This is a genomic window from Pseudomonas azotoformans (assembly GCF_001579805.1).
In the GTDB taxonomy this organism is placed as follows: domain Bacteria; phylum Pseudomonadota; class Gammaproteobacteria; order Pseudomonadales; family Pseudomonadaceae; genus Aquipseudomonas; species Aquipseudomonas azotoformans_A.
In genome coordinates this window covers 2,819,922-2,838,711 of record NZ_CP014546.1, presented here as the reverse complement: position 1 = coordinate 2,838,711, position 18,790 = coordinate 2,819,922, and the positions used below count along the sequence as shown (strand labels likewise).

The following is an 18,790-nucleotide window of genomic DNA, read 5'->3' as shown; positions in this document are numbered from 1 at the left end:
CGCGGTTTGGGATGCTGCAGGCTATTAGCCTGGCCTGCAGACTATCGCTCCCGAACCTCGCGAGCCCTGCCACAAAGGGTTTCGCTGCCGCCGCCTGAGGAGAAAATTAGAAATGACCTTCGTCGTCACCGACAACTGCATCAAGTGCAAGTACACCGACTGCGTGGAAGTATGTCCGGTGGACTGCTTCTACGAAGGCCCGAACTTCCTGGTCATCCACCCGGACGAGTGCATTGATTGCGCCCTGTGTGAACCTGAATGCCCGGCCGTCGCTATTTTCTCCGAGGATGAAGTCCCGGCAGGTATGGAGCAGTTCATTCAGCTGAACGTCGAGCTGGCTGAAATCTGGCCGAATATCACTGAGCGCAAAGACCCGATGCCGGATGCTGCGGAATGGGATGGCAAGACGGGTAAAATTGCTGACCTCGAACGCTGATAGCGTCGCGTCCAAAAAAGGCCCCTTGCGGGCCTTTTTGCGTTTCTGGAAGGTGGGTATCACTTTCCTACAGGCAAAAAAAAGGGGCGGTATGACCCGCCCACATTTTTTCCCTAGTCCCTGTATTCCTTTTCATCATCCTGATGAATCGCATCCTGCGATATTCCCTTAACCATCGTTCCTTGATGGCTGTGTCAATCCGTGGACACAGGGCTGATGTTAGAGAGTTCCAAGGGAAGTTCAACGGGATCCATTTCTGTGGCTGACAGGCTTCGACGCTCAACAGACAATAATTAATTGTTATTTTTCAACAAGATAGAAAACTCTTTCACCTAACCGGGACGGACTTGGCGGGTAAAAAACCCAAACGCTTACGAAAAAGTAAGCGAATGCTTACACGACCAATTGCGTAAATGAGAAATAAACCCGCCTTGACCACTGCCCAGACATGAAAAAGCCCCGACACTGTCGAGGCTTTTTCCCTTCAAAGCCCTCAGTCGTCGCTGACGGTGATGGTCGGCATCGCTGGCGCAGCGGCTTCCTGCAGCACAATACGCGCGCCCATATGGCGAGCCAGTTCCTGGTAAACCATGGCGATCTGGCCATCAGGGTCCGCCGCGACCGTCGGCTTGCCGCCGTCAGCCTGTTCACGAATGACCATCGACAGTGGCAATGAGGCCAGCAGTTCCACCCCATATTGGGTGGCCAGCTTCTCGCCACCGCCTTCGCCGAACAGGTGCTCGGCGTGGCCGCAGTTGGAGCAGATGTGCACTGCCATGTTCTCCACCACGCCCAATACCGGGATATTGACCTTGCGGAACATCTCCACGCCTTTTCTCGCGTCGAGCAGCGCCAGGTCCTGGGGCGTGGTGACGATCACAGAACCGGCCACCGGGACTTTCTGTGCCAGGGTCAGTTGGATATCACCGGTGCCTGGTGGCATGTCGATCACCAGGTAGTCCAAGTCGCCCCAGGCGGTCTGGGTGACCAGTTGCAGCAAGGCGCCGGAGACCATTGGCCCGCGCCAGACCATCGGCGTGTTGTCATCGGTCAGGAAGGCCATGGACATCACTTCCACGCCCAAGGACTCAATTGGCACGAACCACTTCTGGTCCTTGACCTTCGGCCGTGTGCCCTCGGCGATGCCGAACATCACGCCTTGGCTCGGTCCATAGATATCCGCGTCGAGGATGCCCACGCGCGCACCTTCGCGCGCCAGGGCCAGGGCCAGGTTGGCCGCCGTGGTGGATTTGCCCACGCCGCCCTTGCCCGAGGCCACGGCCACCACGTTCTTGACGTTGGCCAGGCCCGGGATCTGCGCCTGGGCCTTGTGCGCGGCGATCACACACTGGATGTCGACCTTGGCCGAACGCACGCCGTTGAGGCCTTCAATGGCCATCTGCAGCATCTGCGCCAAACCGCTCTTGAACAGGCCGGCGGCGTAACCCAGTTCCAATTGAACCGACACCTGGTCGCCCTGGACGTCGATGGCACGCACACAGCCGGCACTGACCGGGTCCTGGTTCAAATAAGGGTCGGTGTACTGGCGAAGCACGGCTTCCACCGCTGCGCGATTGACGGCGCTCATGGGCTACTCCCGAAAAAGACTGACTGAAACAGGCGGCTATCCTAACCGTTCCAGCGGCGTTACGGCATGCTTTCGCGGGTTCGGAAGATTCTGAAACAGCGCCACGGGGTGAAATATATTTCCCGGCGCTTTATAGTGGCCGACCTCCGTTTCATCAAGTAGCCGAGCCCCATGTCCGAGCCACGCAAGATCCTCGTCACCAGCGCCCTGCCCTATGCCAATGGTTCCATCCATCTTGGCCATATGCTTGAGTACATCCAGACCGATATGTGGGTGCGCTTCCAGAAGCATCGCGGCAATCAATGCATTTATGTCTGCGCAGACGACGCCCACGGTTCGGCCATCATGTTGCGCGCCGAAAAGGAAGGGATCACCCCGGAACAACTGATCGCCAATGTACAGGCTGAACATAGCGCCGACTTTGCCGAGTTCCTGGTGGACTTCGATAACTTCCACTCGACCCACTCCGAAGAAAACCGCGAGCTGTCGAGCCAGATCTACCTGCGCTTGAAAGAAGCCGGGCATATCGACCAGCGTTCGGTGACCCAGTATTTCGACCCGGAAAAGAAAATGTTCCTGGCCGACCGCTTCATCAAGGGCACCTGCCCGAAATGCGGCACCGAAGACCAATACGGCGACAACTGCGAGAAATGCGGTGCGACCTACGCGCCCACCGAGCTGAAGAACCCTAAGTCGGCAATCTCTGGCGCTACCCCGGTGCTCAAGGATTCCCAGCATTTCTTCTTCAAGCTCCCGGATTTCCAGCAGATGCTGCAAACCTGGACCCGCAGCGGCACCCTGCAGGACGCCGTGGCCAACAAGCTCTCCGAATGGCTCGACAGCGGCCTGCAGCAGTGGGACATCTCCCGCGATGCGCCGTACTTCGGGTTCGAGATCCCAGGCGAGCCGGGCAAGTATTTCTACGTGTGGCTGGATGCGCCGATCGGCTACATGGCCAGCTTCAAGAACCTGTGCGACCGCACGCCGGAGCTGGACTTCGACGCGTTCTGGAACAAGGATTCCACCGCCGAGCTATACCACTTCATCGGCAAGGACATCGTCAACTTCCACGCGCTGTTCTGGCCGGCCATGCTTGAGGGGTCGGGCTACCGCAAGCCGACCGCGATTGCCGTGCACGGCTACCTAACGGTCAATGGCCAGAAGATGTCCAAGTCCCGTGGCACCTTCATCAAGGCGCGCACCTACCTGGACCACTTGTCGCCGGAATACCTGCGCTACTACTACGCCTCCAAGCTGGGCCGGGGTGTCGATGACCTGGACCTGAACCTGGAAGACTTTGTACAGAAGGTCAACTCGGACCTGGTCGGCAAGGTCGTCAACATTGCCAGCCGTTGTGCCGGGTTTATCCACAAGGGCAACGCGGGCCTGCTGGTGGCCGAGAACGCTGCGTCGGAACTGACTGACGCGTTCCTGGCCGCCGCGCCAAGCATTGCCGATGCTTATGAAGCGCGCGACTTTGCCCGCGCCATGCGCGAAATCATGGGCCTGGCCGACCGTGCCAACGCCTGGATCGCCGACAAGGCACCGTGGTCGCTGAACAAGCAGGAAGGCAAGCAGGCGGAAGTCCAGGCGATCTGCGCCACGGGCGTCAACCTGTTCCGCCAACTGGTGATCTTCCTCAAGCCGGTGCTGCCGTTGCTGGCCGCCGACGCCGAGGCGTTCCTCAACGTGGCGCCGCTGACCTGGAACGATCACACCACGCTGCTCAGCAACCATCAGTTGAACGAGTTCAAGCCGCTGATGACCCGTATCGACCCGGTGAAAGTTCAGGCCATGACCGACGCTTCGAAAGAAGACTTGGTTGCCAGCCAGACCGATACCGGTTCGACCGCACCTGCTGGCAATGGTGAGTTGGCCAAGGACCCGATCTCTGCGGAAATCGACTTTGATGCTTTTGCTGCCGTGGACCTGCGTGTCGCGCTGATCGTCAAGGCCGAAGCCGTGGAGGGTGCCGACAAGCTGCTGCGTCTGACCCTGGACCTCGGTGGCGAGCAACGCAACGTGTTCTCCGGGATCAAGAGCGCTTATCCGGACCCGTCCAAGCTTGATGGTCGCCTGACCATGATGATCGCCAACCTCAAGCCTCGGAAAATGAAGTTCGGCGTTTCCGAAGGCATGGTGATGGCGGCCGGCCCTGGTGGGGAAGAGATCTACCTGCTCAGCCCTGACAGCGGCGCCAAGCCGGGCCAACGTATCAAGTAAGCCTGCACGGTCTGGGGGTGTGGTTGTAGTGAGCGGGCTTGTCTGTGGTGAGCGGGCTTGCCCCGCGCTGGGGCGCGAAGCGGCCCTAAAACCAGCCACCCGGTTCTATCTGTAAAGACCGCGGTGGCAATGATGGGGCTGCTTCGCAGCCCAGCGCGGGGCAAGCCCGCTCACCACAAAAGCCCGCTCTCCACTGACAAGCCTGCTCACCACAAGAAAGCACAACCACTCCAACCAAGTTTGCATAACCGGCCTACCCATGATCACCCCATGAACCTCATTCAACGTATCGACGCGCTGCTGCCGCAGACCCAATGCGGCAAATGCGGGCACCCTGGTTGCAAGCCTTACGCCGAGGGTATTGCTCAAGGCGAAGCGATCAACAAGTGCCCGCCTGGCGGCAACGAAACCATTGCCGGCCTTGCGCAACTACTGCGCGTGCCGGTGTTGGAACTGGATACCAGCCGAGGGGATGCCCCGGCCCAGATCGCCTATATACGTGAAGCCGAGTGCATCGGTTGCACCAAGTGCATCCAGGCCTGCCCGGTAGACGCCATTGTTGGCGCCGCCAAGCTGATGCACACGGTCATCGTCGATGAGTGCACCGGTTGCGACCTCTGCGTCGCGCCCTGCCCCGTTGACTGCATTGAAATGCGCCCGACAGCCACGGTCTTGCCAATCGTCGGTGGCCTGGCGACAAATGATCAGCAACGCCATGAACGCCACCTCAAGCGCGACCGGGCAAGGCGGCGGTATGAGCAACGCAACGCGCGGCTGCAACGAGAGGAAGCGCAAAAAGTCGCCGAACGCCAGGCGCGGGCCAAACGCTCAGTGCCGGTTTTACCCGTGCAAGCCGATGCAGCACAGGATGGCGCGATCAAGAAAGCCAAAATCACAGTCGCCATGAGCCGCGCCCAACTGCATAAGTCCTTGAAGGCCTTCGGTCACCCGCCAACCTTTGAACAACAATCGCAGTTGATCGTCTTGCAGCAGCAGTTCGAAGCGGCAGAACAAGCGCTGACGACGCTAGAGCTGGGCACCGCGCCGAAGACAATGGCAGCAACCGGTAATACTGCCGACCTGAAACGCGCGAAAATCCAGCTAGCGATGCGCCGCGCAGCGTTGAAGAAAGCCCAGGACTTGAACGCCAGCCCGCAGCAACTGGCCGAAGCGCAGCATGACCTCGACGAGGCGCAACGCCAAGTGGATGCCCACGGCAACGCCTGACCCGCAAAGCCTGTATTGCTACAATTCCGCCGATCGACTGCCAGGAAAAACCCACCCCATGAACGCCGCAAAACGCCTGGAAATTTTCCGCAGGCTCCACGAAGACAATCCAGAACCCAAGACCGAACTGGCCTACACCACGCCGTTCGAGTTGCTGATTGCGGTGATCCTGTCGGCCCAATCCACGGACGTCGGCGTGAACAAGGCCACGGCCAAGCTGTACCCTGTGGCGAATACGCCAGAGGCGATCTATGGCCTGGGTGTGGAGGGGTTGTCGGAATACATCAAGACCATCGGCCTGTACAACAGCAAGGCCAAGAACGTCATCGAAACCTGCCGCCTGCTGGTGGAACTGCACGGCAGTGAAGTGCCGCAGACCCGCGAAGCCCTGGAGGCCTTGCCAGGCGTTGGCCGCAAAACCGCCAACGTGGTACTCAACACCGCGTTCCGGCAACTGACCATGGCCGTGGACACCCACATCTTCCGGGTCAGCAACCGAACCGGCATCGCCCGTGGAAAAAACGTGGTGGAGGTGGAAAAGCAACTGATGAAGTTCGTACCCAAGCCGTATTTGCTGGATTCGCACCATTGGCTCATCCTTCATGGCCGCTACGTTTGCCAGGCCCGCAAGCCGCGCTGCGGCAGCTGTCGCATCGAAGACCTGTGCGAATACAAGGACAAGACGTCCGACGATTAAGGGATCATTGGTTTTCTCGATCAGTCGATTGAAAAAATCTTTTTTACCCGATCATGGATTATCGTTATAAGGAGCGCCAACGGCAGTCTTAGCCCGGAGTGAACCTTATGAGCACTGGCAAAGAGCAACTGGAAGTGGAAGACGACCTCGTTGAGTCGGACGACGAGGGGGCGGAGACACCTGTGGCAGAGGTCGCCAAGACCAATTTGAGCAAACGCCGCACTATCGACAATCTACTGGAAGAACGACGCTTGCAAAAACAGCTGGCCGATTACGACTTCGATCTCTGATCGAGCGAGCGACAGCCGGAAGCCTCCTTCAGGGAGGCTTTTTTCTGCCGGTGACCCGGGCAATACGCTGTGCTTTACCCTCCTCTATACCAAGCCGTTGCGCTGGGGCCAGTTCGATCAGGTCCACCAGCGAACGCGCATTGAGCTTGAGCAGCAAACGCGTCTTGTAGGTGCTGACGGTCTTGTTGCTGAGAAACATGCCGTCGGCAATCTCCTTGTTGGTCCTGCCCCGCGCCAACTGCTGCAATACCATCATTTCCCGCCCGGACAGGCGCTCGACCATATCGGCTTCACTGGCATTGCCCATGGTGGAGCGTACCGAGTTGAGCGCCTGGTTGGGGAAGTAGCTGTAGCCGGACAAGACCGCCTTGATAGCACTGAGCAACTCGGTGAGGTCCTGTTGCTTGCACACGTAGCCGGCAGCCCCCGCTTGCATGCAACGCATGGAAAAATGACCCGGGGCCTGGGACGTCAGCACCAGCACCTTGAAGGGCGCAGGTTGCTTGGTAGAAGACAGCCGGCAAATAACTTCCAGGCCATCAAGTTTGGGAATCCCGATATCCAGTATCACAATGTCCGGCATATGCTCCCGTGCAAGTTGCAACGCATCGACACCGTTATCAGTCTCGGCAACGACCTCATAACCATGACGTTCCATTAGCATACGCACAGCAAGACGAATGACGGGATGATCATCCACGATCAGCACTTTATTCATAAGAAAGTCCAATTTCGCTGTTCGAATTATTTAGAGCAAGCACAATAGCCTAGTCGTTTCCTAGTTGGCATAGCATTACCCCCCAAGCAACAGCAAGCAGAGACCCACCCCACAGCGATAAAGGAATTGCCCTACAAAAAAACGCCCTCTCGGAGGGATCTGGTTTTGTGGATCCTTTCAGACCTTTCCTGGGACTTACATACTTTGAGTGAAATATCCGTGGCTTATAGGGGTTTGGGTAAACGTGCCGCACATGACTCTCAGGAAATGCCCCTTGCCTCTCACCTGCTGCAGGGGAAAACGGCCAGAACGTTCCGTCTGCTTTAGTTCCATTTAACATATTCACTTACATCCTTAATTCCTACAGACTATTCGGCGCTTCGTATCTTCTCCGCACTTGTATGAGTGAATTATCTGTAAGACCAGTTCCTACATAGATGTAAAAAATTCATTCCCCCTACAAACTTTCAACAACAATTCATTCAAACCCCATTTCTGATAAAGATTTTGAGGAAAAACATCCACAGTCGTTTAATCGTTATAAACATCTAACATCTCTACACAATCACAGGACAAAAAAAATGGCCCCTTGAACAAGGGGCCATTCTTCACAACAGGCTGAGACTTAGAACAGCGAGCGACCTTTGTTGGCAGCAATGCGCATGCGCAATGCGTTCAACTTGATAAAGCCTGCCGCGTCTGCCTGGTTGTACGCACCGCCGTCTTCTTCGAAGGTGGCGATGTTGGCGTCGAACAGCGACTCATCGGACTTGCGACCGGTCACGATCACGTTGCCCTTGTACAGCTTCAGGCGCACAACGCCATTAACGTGAACCTGGGAAGCGTCGATCATCTGCTGCAGCATCAGACGCTCAGGGCTCCACCAGTAGCCGGTGTAGATCAGGCTGGCGTACTTGGGCATCAGCTCGTCTTTGAGGTGAGCCACTTCGCGGTCCAGGGTGATCGATTCGATCGCGCGGTGGGCGCGCAGCATGATGGTGCCACCAGGGGTTTCGTAGCAGCCACGGGACTTCATGCCCACGTAACGGTTCTCGACGATGTCGAGACGGCCGATACCGTGTTCGCCACCGATACGGTTCAGGGTCGCCAGCACGGTGGCCGGGGTCATCTCGACGCCGTCCAGCGCGACGATGTCGCCGTTGCGGTAGGTCAGTTCCAGGTATTGCGGCTTGTCGGGCGCGTTCTCCGGGGAGACGGTCCACTTCCACATGTCTTCTTCGTGCTCGGTCCAGGTGTCTTCCAGCACGCCGCCTTCATAGGAGATGTGCAGCAAGTTGGCGTCCATCGAGTACGGGGACTTTTTCTTGCCGTGGCGCTCAATCGGGATTGCGTGCTTTTCAGCGTAATCCATCAGCTTTTCACGGGACAGCAAGTCCCATTCACGCCAAGGGGCAATCACTTTCACGCCTGGCTTGAGGGCGTAGGCGCCCAGCTCGAAACGCACTTGGTCGTTGCCTTTGCCGGTGGCGCCATGGGAAATGGCGTCGGCGCCGGTTTCGTTGGCGATTTCGATCAGGCGCTTGGCGATCAGCGGACGTGCGATGGAGGTACCCAGCAGGTACTCGCCTTCGTAGACGGTGTTGGCGCGAAACATCGGGAAAACGAAATCGCGGACGAACTCTTCGCGCAGGTCGTCAATGTAGATCTCTTTCACGCCCATGGCTTGCGCCTTGGCACGTGCAGGTTCGACCTCTTCGCCCTGACCCAGGTCAGCGGTGAAGGTCACCACTTCACAGTTATAAGTATCCTGCAGCCACTTGAGGATCACCGAAGTGTCCAGGCCGCCGGAATACGCGAGAACGACCTTGTTTACGTCGGCCATGCCATCACTCCACGGGGTTGTACGGAAAGGCGTCGATTCTACCGACCAAAACCGCGAATTTACAGGGGCGCGACAGCAAATGAAGATAAAGCGACAGATTATGTCGAACGGGCGACCGATGGTCGCACCTCAGGACGTGTGCGCGGGGTTGCTAGGGCTGGTGGCCTGAGGTGCCGGGTTCTCGGGGGCTGCGACGCGTTCAAGCTGGATATTCACGCGGCGGTTGCGCGCCCGGTTGGCCGCATTGGTGTTGGGCGCCAGTGGGTAGCTTTCACCGTGGAAACGCAGGGTGATCTGCGATTCCGGGATCCCGTTGGCCTTGAAGTAGTCCATGACCGCCAGGCCGCGACGGCGCGAAACGTCTCGATTGGTCAGACGATTACCGCTGTTGTCCGAATGGCCATTCAATTCGATATGGTTGACGGTCGGGTCGGCTTTCATGAATGCCAGAATCACGTCGAGTTTCTTCTTGGCGGCCGCGTCCAGCTCGATTCCGCCACCGGGAAAGCCGACTTCGGTCTGTTTGACCTGGTCGTAATTCATCGGCAACAGCTTGGCGGTGCACAGCTGGTAATCGTTGTAGGCCTTATTGAACTTGACCGGCAGCAGGCGGATCTCCGAATAGCCGCCTTCGCGCCCATAGTGCCTCACGGTCGGGCTACGCCCTTCCAGCAAGCCATTGAACAGACGCCCGGCCTGGGCCTGGGAGCTGTTGAACAACACATCGCCACTGCCGGCACGCACGGCGCCGAGGTTGATATCCCCTCGCCCCGGCTGCCACGGTGCAGCGGCGGCCAGCAAGGTGGCAGAACCGGCGCCCAGCGAGCCGTTGTAGGCCTTCAGACGAAACGTTGCCTGCTCGCCGGCCCGGCGCACGAACTCACCCGAACCGAAATCGGTGATCGGCTGGGTCAGGCGGCACTCGAATTGGTCGCCTTCCACCTTCCACTCAATATTCTCCAGACGCGTCTGGAACGTGAGGGCCATCGCAGGCAGGCTGGCGAACACACTGAGCAGGGCTAGATATTGCTGGCGCACGGGAGGCTCCACTGGTTTCTACAACACTTCAAAGCGTCATACATCGATAAGGCATACCCAAGGCTATCGGTTGCATCCTGCAAAACTTGATAGCGAGTGCCTGAGAGAGTCTTTTCCGGTAGCATTCCCACCAGATTGACCCGCCTGGAATCCCCAATGTCCGACCGCCTGACCCTGCTGCGTCCCGACGACTGGCATATTCATCTTCGCGATGGTGCTGCGTTACCCCACACCGTGGCCGATGTCGCGCGCACGTTTGGCCGCGCCATCATCATGCCTAACCTGGTACCTCCGGTGCGTAATGCCGAGCAAGCCGATGCCTATCGCCAGCGTATCCTCGCTGCACGACCGGCCGGCAGCCGCTTCGAACCGTTGATGGTGCTCTACCTCACCGACCGCACCCAGCCCGCAGAGATTCGTGAGGCCAAGGCCAGCGGTTTCGTGCACGCTGCCAAGCTGTACCCGGCCGGCGCGACCACCAACTCCGACTCCGGCGTGACCAGTATCGACAAGATCCTGCCGGCCATCGAAGCCATGGCCGAAGTCGGCATGCCACTGCTGATCCACGGCGAAGTCACCCGTGGTGACGTGGACGTGTTCGACCGCGAGAAGATCTTCATCGACGAGCATATGCGCCGTGTGGTCGAGCTGTTCCCGACCCTCAAGGTGGTGTTCGAGCACATCACCACCGCCGATGCCGTGCAGTTCGTCAGCGAGGCCTCGGCCAACGTTGGCGCGACGATCACCGCGCATCACTTGCTGTACAACCGCAACCACATGCTGGTGGGCGGGATTCGGCCGCACTTCTATTGCCTGCCGATCCTCAAGCGCAACACCCACCAGGTGGCCTTGCTGGATGCGGCGACCAGCGGTAATCCGAAGTTCTTCCTCGGCACCGACTCGGCGCCTCACGCCCAGCATGCCAAAGAAGCGGCGTGCGGCTGTGCCGGTTGCTACACCGCCTATGCAGCGATCGAGTTGTATGCCGAAGCGTTCGAACAACGTAACGCCCTGGACAAGCTCGAAGGTTTCGCCAGCCTCAACGGCCCGCGTTTCTACGGCCTGCCGGCGAATACCGACCGCATCACCCTGGTCCGTGAAGACTGGACCGCCCCTGCCAGCCTGCCGTTTGGCGAGCTGACTGTTATCCCGCTGCGCGCCGGTGAAACACTGCGCTGGCGCCTGCTGGAGGAAAGCAAGTGAGTGAAGACCATTACGATGACGAACACGAGCACAGTGGCGGCGGCTCCCGTCACCCGATGGCCGAGCGGTTCCGCGGCTATCTGCCGGTTGTCATCGACGTAGAAACCGGTGGTTTCAATTGCGCCACCGACGCGTTGCTGGAAATCGCCGCAACAACGATTGGCATGGATGAGCAGGGTTTTGTGTTCCCGGAACACACTCACTTCTTCCGCGTCGAGCCGTTTGAAGGCGCGAATATCGAAGCCGCCGCTTTGGAATTCACCGGCATCAAGCTCGATCACCCACTGCGCATGGCGGTCAGTGAAGAAGCGGCATTGACCGATATCTTCCGTGGTGTGCGCAAGGCGTTGAAGGCCAATGGCTGCAAACGCGCGATCCTGGTCGGCCACAACAGCAGCTTCGACCTGGGCTTCCTGAACGCCGCCGTGGCGCGGTTGGACATGAAGCGCAATCCGTTCCACCCGTTCTCCAGCTTCGACACGGCCACCCTCGCCGGCCTGGCGTATGGCCAGACCGTGTTGGCGAAAGCCTGCCAGGCCGCGGGTATCGATTTTGACGGCCGTGAGGCTCACTCGGCTCGCTACGACACCGAGAAGACTGCCGAGCTGTTCTGCGGCATCGTCAACCGCTGGAAAGACATGGGCGGCTGGGAAGACTTCAACGATTGAGGTGATTATCCCGCCCATAAAAAAACCGGCCTTATCAGGCCGGTTTTTTTGTACCTCAAACCTGGCTTACAGCTTGCCAGCGTTCTCGGTCAGGTAAGCCGCAACGCCTTCTGGCGAAGCGTTCATGCCTTTGTCGCCTTTTTTCCAGTTGGCAGGGCAGACTTCGCCGTGCTCTTCGTGGAATTGCAGGGCGTCGACCAGGCGGATCAGCTCTTCCATGTTACGACCCAATGGCAGGTCGTTGATGATCTGGGAGCGGACAACGCCCTTGTCGTCGATCAGGAACGCGCCGCGGAACGCCACGCCGCCTTCGGACTCAACGTCGTAGGCCTTGGCGATGTCGTGCTTCATGTCGGCAGCCATGGTGTATTTGACTTTGCCGATGCCGCCATCATTGATGGCAGTGTTGCGCCAGGCGTTGTGGGTGAAATGGGAGTCGATGGAAACGGCTACCACTTCAACGTTGCGCGCCTTGAAATCGTCCATGCGGTGGTCCAGAGCGATCAGCTCCGAAGGGCAGACGAAAGTGAAGTCCAGCGGGTAGAAGAACACCAGGCCGTATTTGCCTTTGATGGCTTCAGACAGTTTGAAGCTGTCTACGATTTCGCCATTGCCGAGGACGGCTGGGACGTCGAAATCCGGGGCTTGTTTGCCGACGAGTACGCTCATTGGGTATCTCCTGATGTAGGGGTGACGATTGAAGTAAAAGGACCGGCCCCGAGTCTGCCGCATTCAAGCGACAGCCCTGTGACGCGGTCACGCTTCGTGAAGACCGACCATCATACACTGAAAAAACCGTTCGTCAGTGCGGGCGCGGTGCCAGCAAATACCCTACGAATCTACTTTGACAATCATTCTCGTTAACATTAAGATCCATCGCACTTAAGCCTTAAACCCGCGACGGTTCTCCCTTATGTATGTGTGCCTCTGTACTGGCGTCACCGACGGACAAATCCGCGAAGCAATCTATGAAGGTTGCTGCAGCTACAAGGAAGTGCGTGAAACCACCGGCGTTGCCAGCCAGTGCGGTAAATGTGCTTGCCTCGCCAAGCAAGTGGTTCGGGAAACCCTGACGCAGCTGCAGACAGCCCAGGCCGCGCTCCCCTATTCAGCAGAATTTACACACGCCTGATTGGCGTGTTTTAAAGAACCGGACTTAGTGTCCGGTTTTTTTATGCCCGCAATTCAATAAGTTAGCGCTAAGACGCGGAACACAAACATTCTTATTCCGATTAATTTTCATTTATTATTCAATAACTTAGGTTTGACACTAGGGATTTCGCCGCTCAAACTCCGCCTTATACACAGCTATTACAGGGCAGGACCCCAGTCATGAAAGGCGACATCTCAGTCATCCAGCAACTCAATAAAATCCTTGCCAATGAACTGGTCGCGATCAATCAGTACTTTCTGCATGCGCGCATGTATGACGATTGGGGCCTGGAAAAGCTGGGCAAGCGTGAATACAAAGAATCCATCAAGGCCATGAAAGATGCGGACAAGCTGATCAAGCGCATCCTGTTCCTGGAAGGCCTGCCGAACGTGCAGGACCTGGGCAAGCTGAACATCGGCGAGCACACCCAGGAAATGATCAGCAGCGACCTGAAGTTCGAACACAAGAGCCACAGCGACCTCAAGGCCGCCATCGCTCATTGCGAAACCAAGGGCGACTTCGGTAGCCGCGAACTGCTGGAAGACATCCTCGAAGACCAGGAAGAACACATCGACTGGCTTGAAACCCAACTGGGCCTGATCGACAAAGTCAGCCTGGAAAACTACCTGCAATCGCAGATGGGCGAAGAATAAGCCCCCAGCAAGCAGGTACAAAAAAGCCCCGCTCTCTCACGAGAAGCGGGGCTTTTTATTGCAAGCGCATCAAGCGTCGGTCTTGGCCGCCGCGTTGGCTGCTGCTTCTTTGACCAGCGTTTGCAGCGAACCATCAGCCGCCATCTCAACGATGATGTCGCTACCGCCGACCAGCTCACCGGCCACCCACAGCTGTGGGAAAGTCGGCCAGTTGGCGTATTTCGGCAGGTTGGCGCGGATTTCAGGGTTTTGCAGGATATCCACGTAAGCGAATTTCTCGCCGCACGCCATGATGGCCTGGGACGCCTTCGCGGAGAAACCGCACTGAGGAGCGTTTGGCGCGCCCTTCATGTAAAGCAGAATGGTGTTATTGGCAATCTGCTCTTTGATCGTTTCGATGATATCCATGGAACACCTCGGCTGGAACTTTGCGACTCACAGGTCGGCACGGTGGCGCATTGTAACGCAAAATTCCAGCGCAGTGCTCAGGCGGCTGCTACCTGCACGGGAACGCCGTTCAATGCCGCATTGCCCGACAGCTCATCCAGTTGCCGTTCGTCGGTCAAATCGTTGGCGCTCGCCCCTGGCTGCCCACTGGCTATCGTCATCTGTACCCCAGGACGCCCGTGGCCCCAACCGTGGGGCAGGCTGACCACACCGGGCATCATGTCCAGGCTGGCCACGACTTCCACTTCGATCATGCCGATGCGCGAACTGACCCTGACCCGCTGGCCATCGCTCAATTGCCGACTGGCCAGATCATCCGGATGCATCAGCAATTGATGGCGCGGCTTACCCTTCACCAGCCGGTGATAGTTATGCATCCAGGAATTATTACTGCGCACATGGCGGCGGCCGATCAACAGCAGTTCGTCGGCCAAAGGCACCGGTTGCGCGGCAAAGCGCGCCAGGTCGACGAGGATCACCGGCGGCGCTGCCTGCACCTTGCCATCAGCGGTTTTCAAACGCGCTGAAAGGTTGGGTTGCAGCGGCCCAAGGTCGACGCCGTGGGGATGATCCGCCAGCATGGCCACGGACAACTTGTGGCTGGATGCATCACCGTAGACACCCGCACGCAGACCGAAATCAATCATGTGCGCCGGAGGCAACGTCGGCTTGAGCGCGACACCGTTCTGGGCTGCGAAGGCTTTGGCCAGACCGACGAAAATCTCCCAGTCATGCAACGCGCCTTCCGGCTTGGGCAAGATCGCCCGATTGAAGCGGGTGACATTACGCACCGCGAACATATTGAAGGTGGTGTCGTAATGATCGTTTTCCAGCGCCGACGTAGACGGCAGGATCAGGTCGGCATAGCGCGTGGTTTCGTTGATATAGAGGTCGATACTGACCATGAACTCCAGCCCATCGAGGGCCTGTTCCAACTGCCGGCCGTTGGGCGTCGACAACACCGGATTGCCCGCCACCGTCACCAATGCACGGATTTGTCCTTCGCCCTCGGTCAGCATTTCCTCAGCCAACGCCGACACAGGCAACTCCCCACCGTACTCCGGACGCCCGGACACCCGACTCTGCCAGCGATTGAAATGCCCGCCACCAGTCGACGCCACCAGGTCCACCGCCGGCGTGGTACATAGCGCGCCACCAACGCGGTCCAGGTTGCCGGTCACCAGGTTGATCAACTGCACCAGCCAATGACAGAGCGTGCCAAACGCCTGCGTCGACACACCCATGCGCCCGTAGCAAACGGCCTTGTCGGCTGCAGCAAAGTCCCGTGCCAACTGGCGGATCTGCTCGGCAGGCACCGCACATTGGCGGCTCATGGCCTCGGCGGTAAACCCGGCGATCGCACGACGCACCTCCTCAAGGCCTTCAATCGGTAGATGGCTGTCACGCGTCAGGTTCTCGCTGAACAAGGTGTTGAGCAGCCCGAATAACAACGCCGCATCCCCACCGGGGCGCACGAACAGATGCTGGTCAGCCATTGCTGCCGTTTCACTGCGCCGTGGGTCGACCACCACCACTTTACCGCCCCGCGCCTGGATCGCCTTGAGGCGTTTCTCCACGTCGGGCACGGTCATGATGCTGCCGTTGGATGCGAGCGGGTTGCCTCCCAGGATCAGCATGAAATCGGTGTGATCGATGTCCGGGATCGGCAACAACAGGCCATGGCCATACATGAGATAGCTGGTGAGGTGATGGGGCAACTGGTCTACCGAAGTCGCGGAAAACCGATTGCGCGTCTTCAACTGGCCGAGGAAGTAGTTGCTGTGGGTCATCAGCCCATAGTTGTGCACGCTGGGGTTGCCCTGGTACACCGCCACCGCATTCTGCCCGTGCCGCGCCTGAATGCCTGACAGGCGCTCGGCGACAAGCGCAAAGGCGTCTTCCCAACCAATCGGCTGCCATTCGCTGCCGACCCGCAACATGGGTTGGTGCAAGCGGTCGGGATCGTTCTGGATATCCTGCAACGCGACGGCCTTGGGGCAGATATGCCCACGGCTGAACGTATCCAGCGCATCGCCCTTGATCGAGGTGATCGCCAGGCTGCCGTCGTCCGCATGGGTGGTTTCCAGGGTCAGGCCACAAATGGCTTCACACAGATGGCAGGCACGGTGGTGGAGAGTCTTGGTCATGGCCAGTCTCTTTTATAGGGGCTTTGATCTCACTATGGGCCGCGACCGAGAAAGGCGCCACCAACGTTCGTCCCGTGAATCGACCTGCATCAGGCCTGGCCATGGCCAAGCGTGAGCAAATGTTTCAAAACCCGGCATACCGCCTCTGAAACCGACGCAGCCTGGCCTGCGCCCGCCTCCGCACGTTGCAAAAGGTCTCAGCGCCAGTGTACAAATGGCTCGCTGCTGTCTGGAAATTGTCTTCAAAAGCGCCTTGGCGCCCTTCTTGAACACCCTTAAAAACCGTAGCCCTATTGGTAAGACGCGACATTTAATTATAAGATCGCGCCTTCCCCTATTTCGTCGCCCCGTGCGGCTTTCGCCGCAGGTCTCGCCCGTTGTCACAATAAACAAGGCTTTGAGTATCTGCGGTCTGTTGCAAAAAGGTAGTTAATGATGAGCGCAAGGCACTTTCTCTCCCTGATGGATTGCACGCCCGAAGAGCTGGTCAGCGTGATCCGTCGAGGCATTGAGCTTAAAGACCTGCGTAACCGCGGCGTACTGTTCGAGCCTTTGAAAAACCGCGTACTCGGCATGATCTTCGAGAAGTCTTCGACCCGCACCCGCGTGTCATTCGAAGCCGGCATGATCCAACTGGGTGGCCAAGCCATCTTCTTGTCCTCGCGCGACACCCAACTGGGCCGTGGCGAGCCGATCGCCGACAGCGCGAAGGTGATGTCGAGCATGCTCGACGCCGTGATGATCCGTACTTTTGCCCACAGCACCGTGACCGAATTTGCCGCCCACTCCCGCGTACCGGTGATCAACGGCCTGACCGACGACCTGCACCCGTGCCAGTTGCTGGCCGACATGCAAACCTTCCTTGAACACCGCGGCTCGATCCAGGGCAAGACCGTGGCTTGGATCGGCGACGGCAACAACATGTGCAACAGCTATATAGAAGCGGCGATCCAGTTCGACTTCCAACTGCGCGTTGCCTGCCCGGAAGGCTACGAGCCTGACGCGCGCTTCCTGGCCCAGGCCGGCGACCGCGTGACCCTGCTGCGCGACCCGCGTGACGCGATGATCGGCGCACACCTGGTGAGCACCGACGTCTGGACCTCCATGGGCCAGGAAGAGGAAACCGCCAAACGCCTGGCCCTGTTCGCCCCGTACCAGGTGACCCGTGCTCTGCTCGACCTGGCCGCGCCCGACGTGCTGTTCATGCATTGCCTGCCGGCCCACCGTGGCGAAGAGATCAGCACCGACCTGCTCGACGACCCACGCTCGGTCGCCTGGGACCAGGCTGAAAACCGCCTGCATGCGCAAAAAGCCCTGCTCGAATTCCTCGTCCCGCCGTCGTACCACCACGCATGAGCCAGCCATTACTGCTGAACCTGCGCAATCTGGCATGCGGCTATCAAGATCAACGGGTGGTACAGAACCTCAACCTGCACCTCAATGCCGGCGACATCGGTTGCCTGCTGGGCTCTTCGGGTTGTGGCAAGACCACCACGTTACGTGCGATTGCCGGGTTTGAACCGGTGCACGATGGCGAGATCAGCCTGGCGGGCGAAGTGATCTCCAGTGCCGGTTTCACACTGGCTCCGGAGAAACGTCGTATCGGCATGGTGTTCCAGGACTACGCACTGTTTCCGCACCTCAGCGTGGCCGACAACATTGCCTTCGGCATTCGCAAGCATCCGCAAAAAGATCGTGTGGTGGCTGAGCTGCTGGAGCTGGTCAACCTGAAGAACCTCGGCAAACGCTTTCCCCACGAACTTTCCGGCGGCCAGCAACAACGCGTCGCCCTCGCCCGCGCTTTGGCGCCGGAGCCGGCCCTGTTGCTGCTGGATGAACCCTTCTCCAACCTGGACGGCGAGTTGCGCCGCAAGCTCAGCCACGAGGTGCGCGACATCCTCAAGGCACGCGGCACCAGCGCGATTCTGGTGACCCATGACCAGGAAGAAGCCTTTGCCGTCAGCGACCAAGTCGGGGTTTTCAAGGAGGGTCGTCTGGAGCAGTGGGACACGCCCTACAACCTCTATCACGAACCGCAGACGCCCTATGTCGCCAGCTTTATCGGTCAGGGTTACTTCATCCGTGGCCAATTGAGTTCGCCGGAGTCGGTCAGCACCGAACTGGGTGAGTTGCGCGGCAACCGCGCCTACACCTGGCCGACCGGCGGCGCGGTGGATGTGCTGCTGCGCCCGGATGACATCGTCTACGCACCGGACAGCGCGTTGAAAGCGCGGATCGTCGGCAAGACCTTCCTCGGCGCGTCGACCTTGTATCGCCTGCAACTGCCGACCGGCGCGCAATTGGAGTCGATTTTCCCGAGCCATGCCGACCATCTGGTCGGCGCGGATGTGGGGATCCGTGTGGCGGCCGAACACCTGGTGTTGTTTCAGGCCTCAGGCAGCACCGCCGCGCAGATCCCTCAAGCCGAATCCGGCGTGCGGCGCTACAGCCCGGTCTAA

The 18,790-nt window shown here is 58.8% G+C and carries 18 protein-coding genes; 11 read left to right on the top strand and 7 right to left on the bottom strand.

All coding sequences use genetic code 11. The annotated features are described in order from the left end of the window. The first annotated feature begins 112 nt into the window (after window positions 1–112). Window positions 113–436 carry a ferredoxin FdxA gene (fdxA, locus tag AYR47_RS13100; RefSeq protein WP_033899812.1) on the top strand — a complete coding sequence of 108 codons (324 nt, stop codon included), beginning with the start codon at window positions 113–115 and terminating at the stop codon, window positions 434–436. A gap of 493 nt (window positions 437–929) precedes the next feature. On the opposite strand, the gene apbC is transcribed toward fdxA, so the two are convergent. Then, the gene (gene apbC, locus AYR47_RS13095) at window positions 930–2,024 is read right to left on the bottom strand and encodes an iron-sulfur cluster carrier protein ApbC (protein ID WP_061435490.1); all 1,095 of its coding nucleotides are present in this window, start codon (window positions 2,022–2,024) and stop codon (window positions 930–932) included. Window positions 2,025–2,195: 171 nt separating this feature from the next. On the opposite strand from apbC, the gene metG reads away from it, so the two are divergent. The 4 genes from metG to AYR47_RS13075 all read left to right on the top strand — a co-directional run bounded on the left by metG (window position 2,196) and on the right by AYR47_RS13075 (window position 6,461). Beyond that, window positions 2,196–4,247 carry a methionine--tRNA ligase gene (metG, locus tag AYR47_RS13090; protein WP_061435488.1) on the top strand — a complete coding sequence of 684 codons (2,052 nt, stop codon included), beginning with the start codon at window positions 2,196–2,198 and terminating at the stop codon, window positions 4,245–4,247. A 270-nt stretch (window positions 4,248–4,517) separates the two neighbouring features. Then, entirely contained in the window at window positions 4,518–5,474 is a 957-nt protein-coding gene (rsxB, locus tag AYR47_RS13085) for an electron transport complex subunit RsxB (RefSeq protein WP_033899808.1), read from the top strand. 58 nt (window positions 5,475–5,532) lie between these two features. Then, complete coding sequence (nth, locus tag AYR47_RS13080) at window positions 5,533–6,171, top strand: endonuclease III (RefSeq protein ID WP_033899807.1); 639 nt, start codon at window positions 5,533–5,535, stop codon at window positions 6,169–6,171. Between the two features lie 107 nt (window positions 6,172–6,278). Continuing rightward, window positions 6,279–6,461, top strand: coding sequence for a PA3496 family putative envelope integrity protein (locus tag AYR47_RS13075; protein ID WP_033899805.1), 183 nt, complete (start codon window positions 6,279–6,281; stop codon window positions 6,459–6,461). Between the two features lie 28 nt (window positions 6,462–6,489). On the opposite strand, the gene AYR47_RS13070 is transcribed toward AYR47_RS13075, so the two are convergent. The 3 genes from AYR47_RS13070 to AYR47_RS13060 all read right to left on the bottom strand — a co-directional run bounded on the left by AYR47_RS13070 (window position 6,490) and on the right by AYR47_RS13060 (window position 10,060). Next, complete coding sequence (locus AYR47_RS13070) at window positions 6,490–7,179, bottom strand: response regulator transcription factor (protein WP_061435486.1); 690 nt, start codon at window positions 7,177–7,179, stop codon at window positions 6,490–6,492. Window positions 7,180–7,804: 625 nt separating this feature from the next. Beyond that, entirely contained in the window at window positions 7,805–9,022 is a 1,218-nt protein-coding gene (locus AYR47_RS13065) for an argininosuccinate synthase (RefSeq protein ID WP_010212738.1), read from the bottom strand. A gap of 129 nt (window positions 9,023–9,151) precedes the next feature. Further along, entirely contained in the window at window positions 9,152–10,060 is a 909-nt protein-coding gene (locus AYR47_RS13060) for a flagellar protein MotY (protein WP_061435485.1), read from the bottom strand. A 156-nt stretch (window positions 10,061–10,216) separates the two neighbouring features. Here AYR47_RS13060 and pyrC point away from each other — a divergent pair, with 156 nt between their 5' ends. Both pyrC and rnt read left to right on the top strand, forming a co-directional pair. Beyond that, window positions 10,217–11,263: a dihydroorotase gene (pyrC, locus tag AYR47_RS13055; protein ID WP_061435483.1), complete on the top strand. Its 1,047-nt coding sequence runs from the start codon at window positions 10,217–10,219 to the stop codon at window positions 11,261–11,263. Next, complete coding sequence (gene rnt, locus AYR47_RS13050) at window positions 11,260–11,931, top strand: ribonuclease T (protein ID WP_010212742.1); 672 nt, start codon at window positions 11,260–11,262, stop codon at window positions 11,929–11,931. The genes pyrC and rnt overlap by 4 nt, the downstream gene beginning before the upstream one ends. 66 nt (window positions 11,932–11,997) lie before the next feature. Here the strand turns inward: rnt and AYR47_RS13045 are convergent, their stop codons facing one another. Continuing rightward, on the bottom strand, window positions 11,998–12,600 hold the full coding sequence (locus AYR47_RS13045; protein WP_003172097.1) for a peroxiredoxin: 603 nt from the start codon (window positions 12,598–12,600) through the stop codon (window positions 11,998–12,000). Window positions 12,601–12,844: 244 nt separating this feature from the next. Here AYR47_RS13045 and AYR47_RS13040 point away from each other — a divergent pair, with 244 nt between their 5' ends. Together AYR47_RS13040 and bfr are read left to right on the top strand one after the other, a co-directional pair. Further along, on the top strand, window positions 12,845–13,063 hold the full coding sequence (locus AYR47_RS13040; RefSeq protein WP_010564137.1) for a bacterioferritin-associated ferredoxin: 219 nt from the start codon (window positions 12,845–12,847) through the stop codon (window positions 13,061–13,063). 200 nt (window positions 13,064–13,263) lie between these two features. Next, a complete protein-coding gene (bfr, locus tag AYR47_RS13035; RefSeq protein ID WP_033896414.1) occupies window positions 13,264–13,737 on the top strand; it encodes a bacterioferritin in 474 nt (157 codons plus the stop codon). A gap of 69 nt (window positions 13,738–13,806) precedes the next feature. Here bfr and grxD read toward each other — a convergent pair whose 3' ends face one another. Together grxD and AYR47_RS13025 are read right to left on the bottom strand one after the other, a co-directional pair. After that, a complete protein-coding gene (gene grxD, locus AYR47_RS13030) occupies window positions 13,807–14,145 on the bottom strand; it encodes a Grx4 family monothiol glutaredoxin (RefSeq protein ID WP_033896413.1) in 339 nt (112 codons plus the stop codon). Window positions 14,146–14,222: 77 nt separating this feature from the next. Further along, window positions 14,223–16,331, bottom strand: a complete 2,109-nt coding sequence (locus AYR47_RS13025) for a molybdopterin oxidoreductase family protein (RefSeq protein WP_061435481.1) — start codon at window positions 16,329–16,331, stop codon at window positions 14,223–14,225. A 435-nt stretch (window positions 16,332–16,766) separates the two neighbouring features. Here AYR47_RS13025 and argF point away from each other — a divergent pair, with 435 nt between their 5' ends. Both argF and AYR47_RS13015 read left to right on the top strand, forming a co-directional pair. Beyond that, window positions 16,767–17,687 (top strand): ornithine carbamoyltransferase, encoded by a 921-nt coding sequence (gene argF / locus AYR47_RS13020; RefSeq protein WP_061435479.1) that lies wholly within the window; start codon window positions 16,767–16,769, stop codon window positions 17,685–17,687. Next, the gene (locus AYR47_RS13015) at window positions 17,684–18,790 is read left to right on the top strand and encodes an ABC transporter ATP-binding protein (RefSeq protein ID WP_061435478.1); all 1,107 of its coding nucleotides are present in this window, start codon (window positions 17,684–17,686) and stop codon (window positions 18,788–18,790) included. The genes argF and AYR47_RS13015 overlap by 4 nt, the downstream gene beginning before the upstream one ends.

Bases quoted from the DNA above. Each gene is read 5' to 3' on its own strand.
- argF (WP_061435479.1), top strand. From the start codon at position 16,767: ATGAGCGCAAGGCACTTTCTCTCCCTGATGGATTGCACGCCCGAAGAG.
- apbC (WP_061435490.1), bottom strand. From the start codon at position 2,024: ATGAGCGCCGTCAATCGCGCAGCGGTGGAAGCCGTGCTTCGCCAGTAC.
- AYR47_RS13015 (WP_061435478.1), top strand. From the start codon at position 17,684: ATGAGCCAGCCATTACTGCTGAACCTGCGCAATCTGGCATGCGGCTAT.
- AYR47_RS13040 (WP_010564137.1), top strand. From the start codon at position 12,845: ATGTATGTGTGCCTCTGTACTGGCGTCACCGACGGACAAATCCGCGAA.
- rsxB (WP_033899808.1), top strand. From the start codon at position 4,518: ATGAACCTCATTCAACGTATCGACGCGCTGCTGCCGCAGACCCAATGC.
- metG (WP_061435488.1), top strand. From the start codon at position 2,196: ATGTCCGAGCCACGCAAGATCCTCGTCACCAGCGCCCTGCCCTATGCC.
- AYR47_RS13025 (WP_061435481.1), bottom strand. From the start codon at position 16,331: ATGACCAAGACTCTCCACCACCGTGCCTGCCATCTGTGTGAAGCCATT.
- pyrC (WP_061435483.1), top strand. From the start codon at position 10,217: ATGTCCGACCGCCTGACCCTGCTGCGTCCCGACGACTGGCATATTCAT.
- AYR47_RS13045 (WP_003172097.1), bottom strand. From the start codon at position 12,600: ATGAGCGTACTCGTCGGCAAACAAGCCCCGGATTTCGACGTCCCAGCC.
- nth (WP_033899807.1), top strand. From the start codon at position 5,533: ATGAACGCCGCAAAACGCCTGGAAATTTTCCGCAGGCTCCACGAAGAC.
- fdxA (WP_033899812.1), top strand. From the start codon at position 113: ATGACCTTCGTCGTCACCGACAACTGCATCAAGTGCAAGTACACCGAC.
- AYR47_RS13075 (WP_033899805.1), top strand. From the start codon at position 6,279: ATGAGCACTGGCAAAGAGCAACTGGAAGTGGAAGACGACCTCGTTGAG.
- grxD (WP_033896413.1), bottom strand. From the start codon at position 14,145: ATGGATATCATCGAAACGATCAAAGAGCAGATTGCCAATAACACCATT.
- AYR47_RS13070 (WP_061435486.1), bottom strand. From the start codon at position 7,179: ATGAATAAAGTGCTGATCGTGGATGATCATCCCGTCATTCGTCTTGCT.
- bfr (WP_033896414.1), top strand. From the start codon at position 13,264: ATGAAAGGCGACATCTCAGTCATCCAGCAACTCAATAAAATCCTTGCC.
- AYR47_RS13065 (WP_010212738.1), bottom strand. From the start codon at position 9,022: ATGGCCGACGTAAACAAGGTCGTTCTCGCGTATTCCGGCGGCCTGGAC.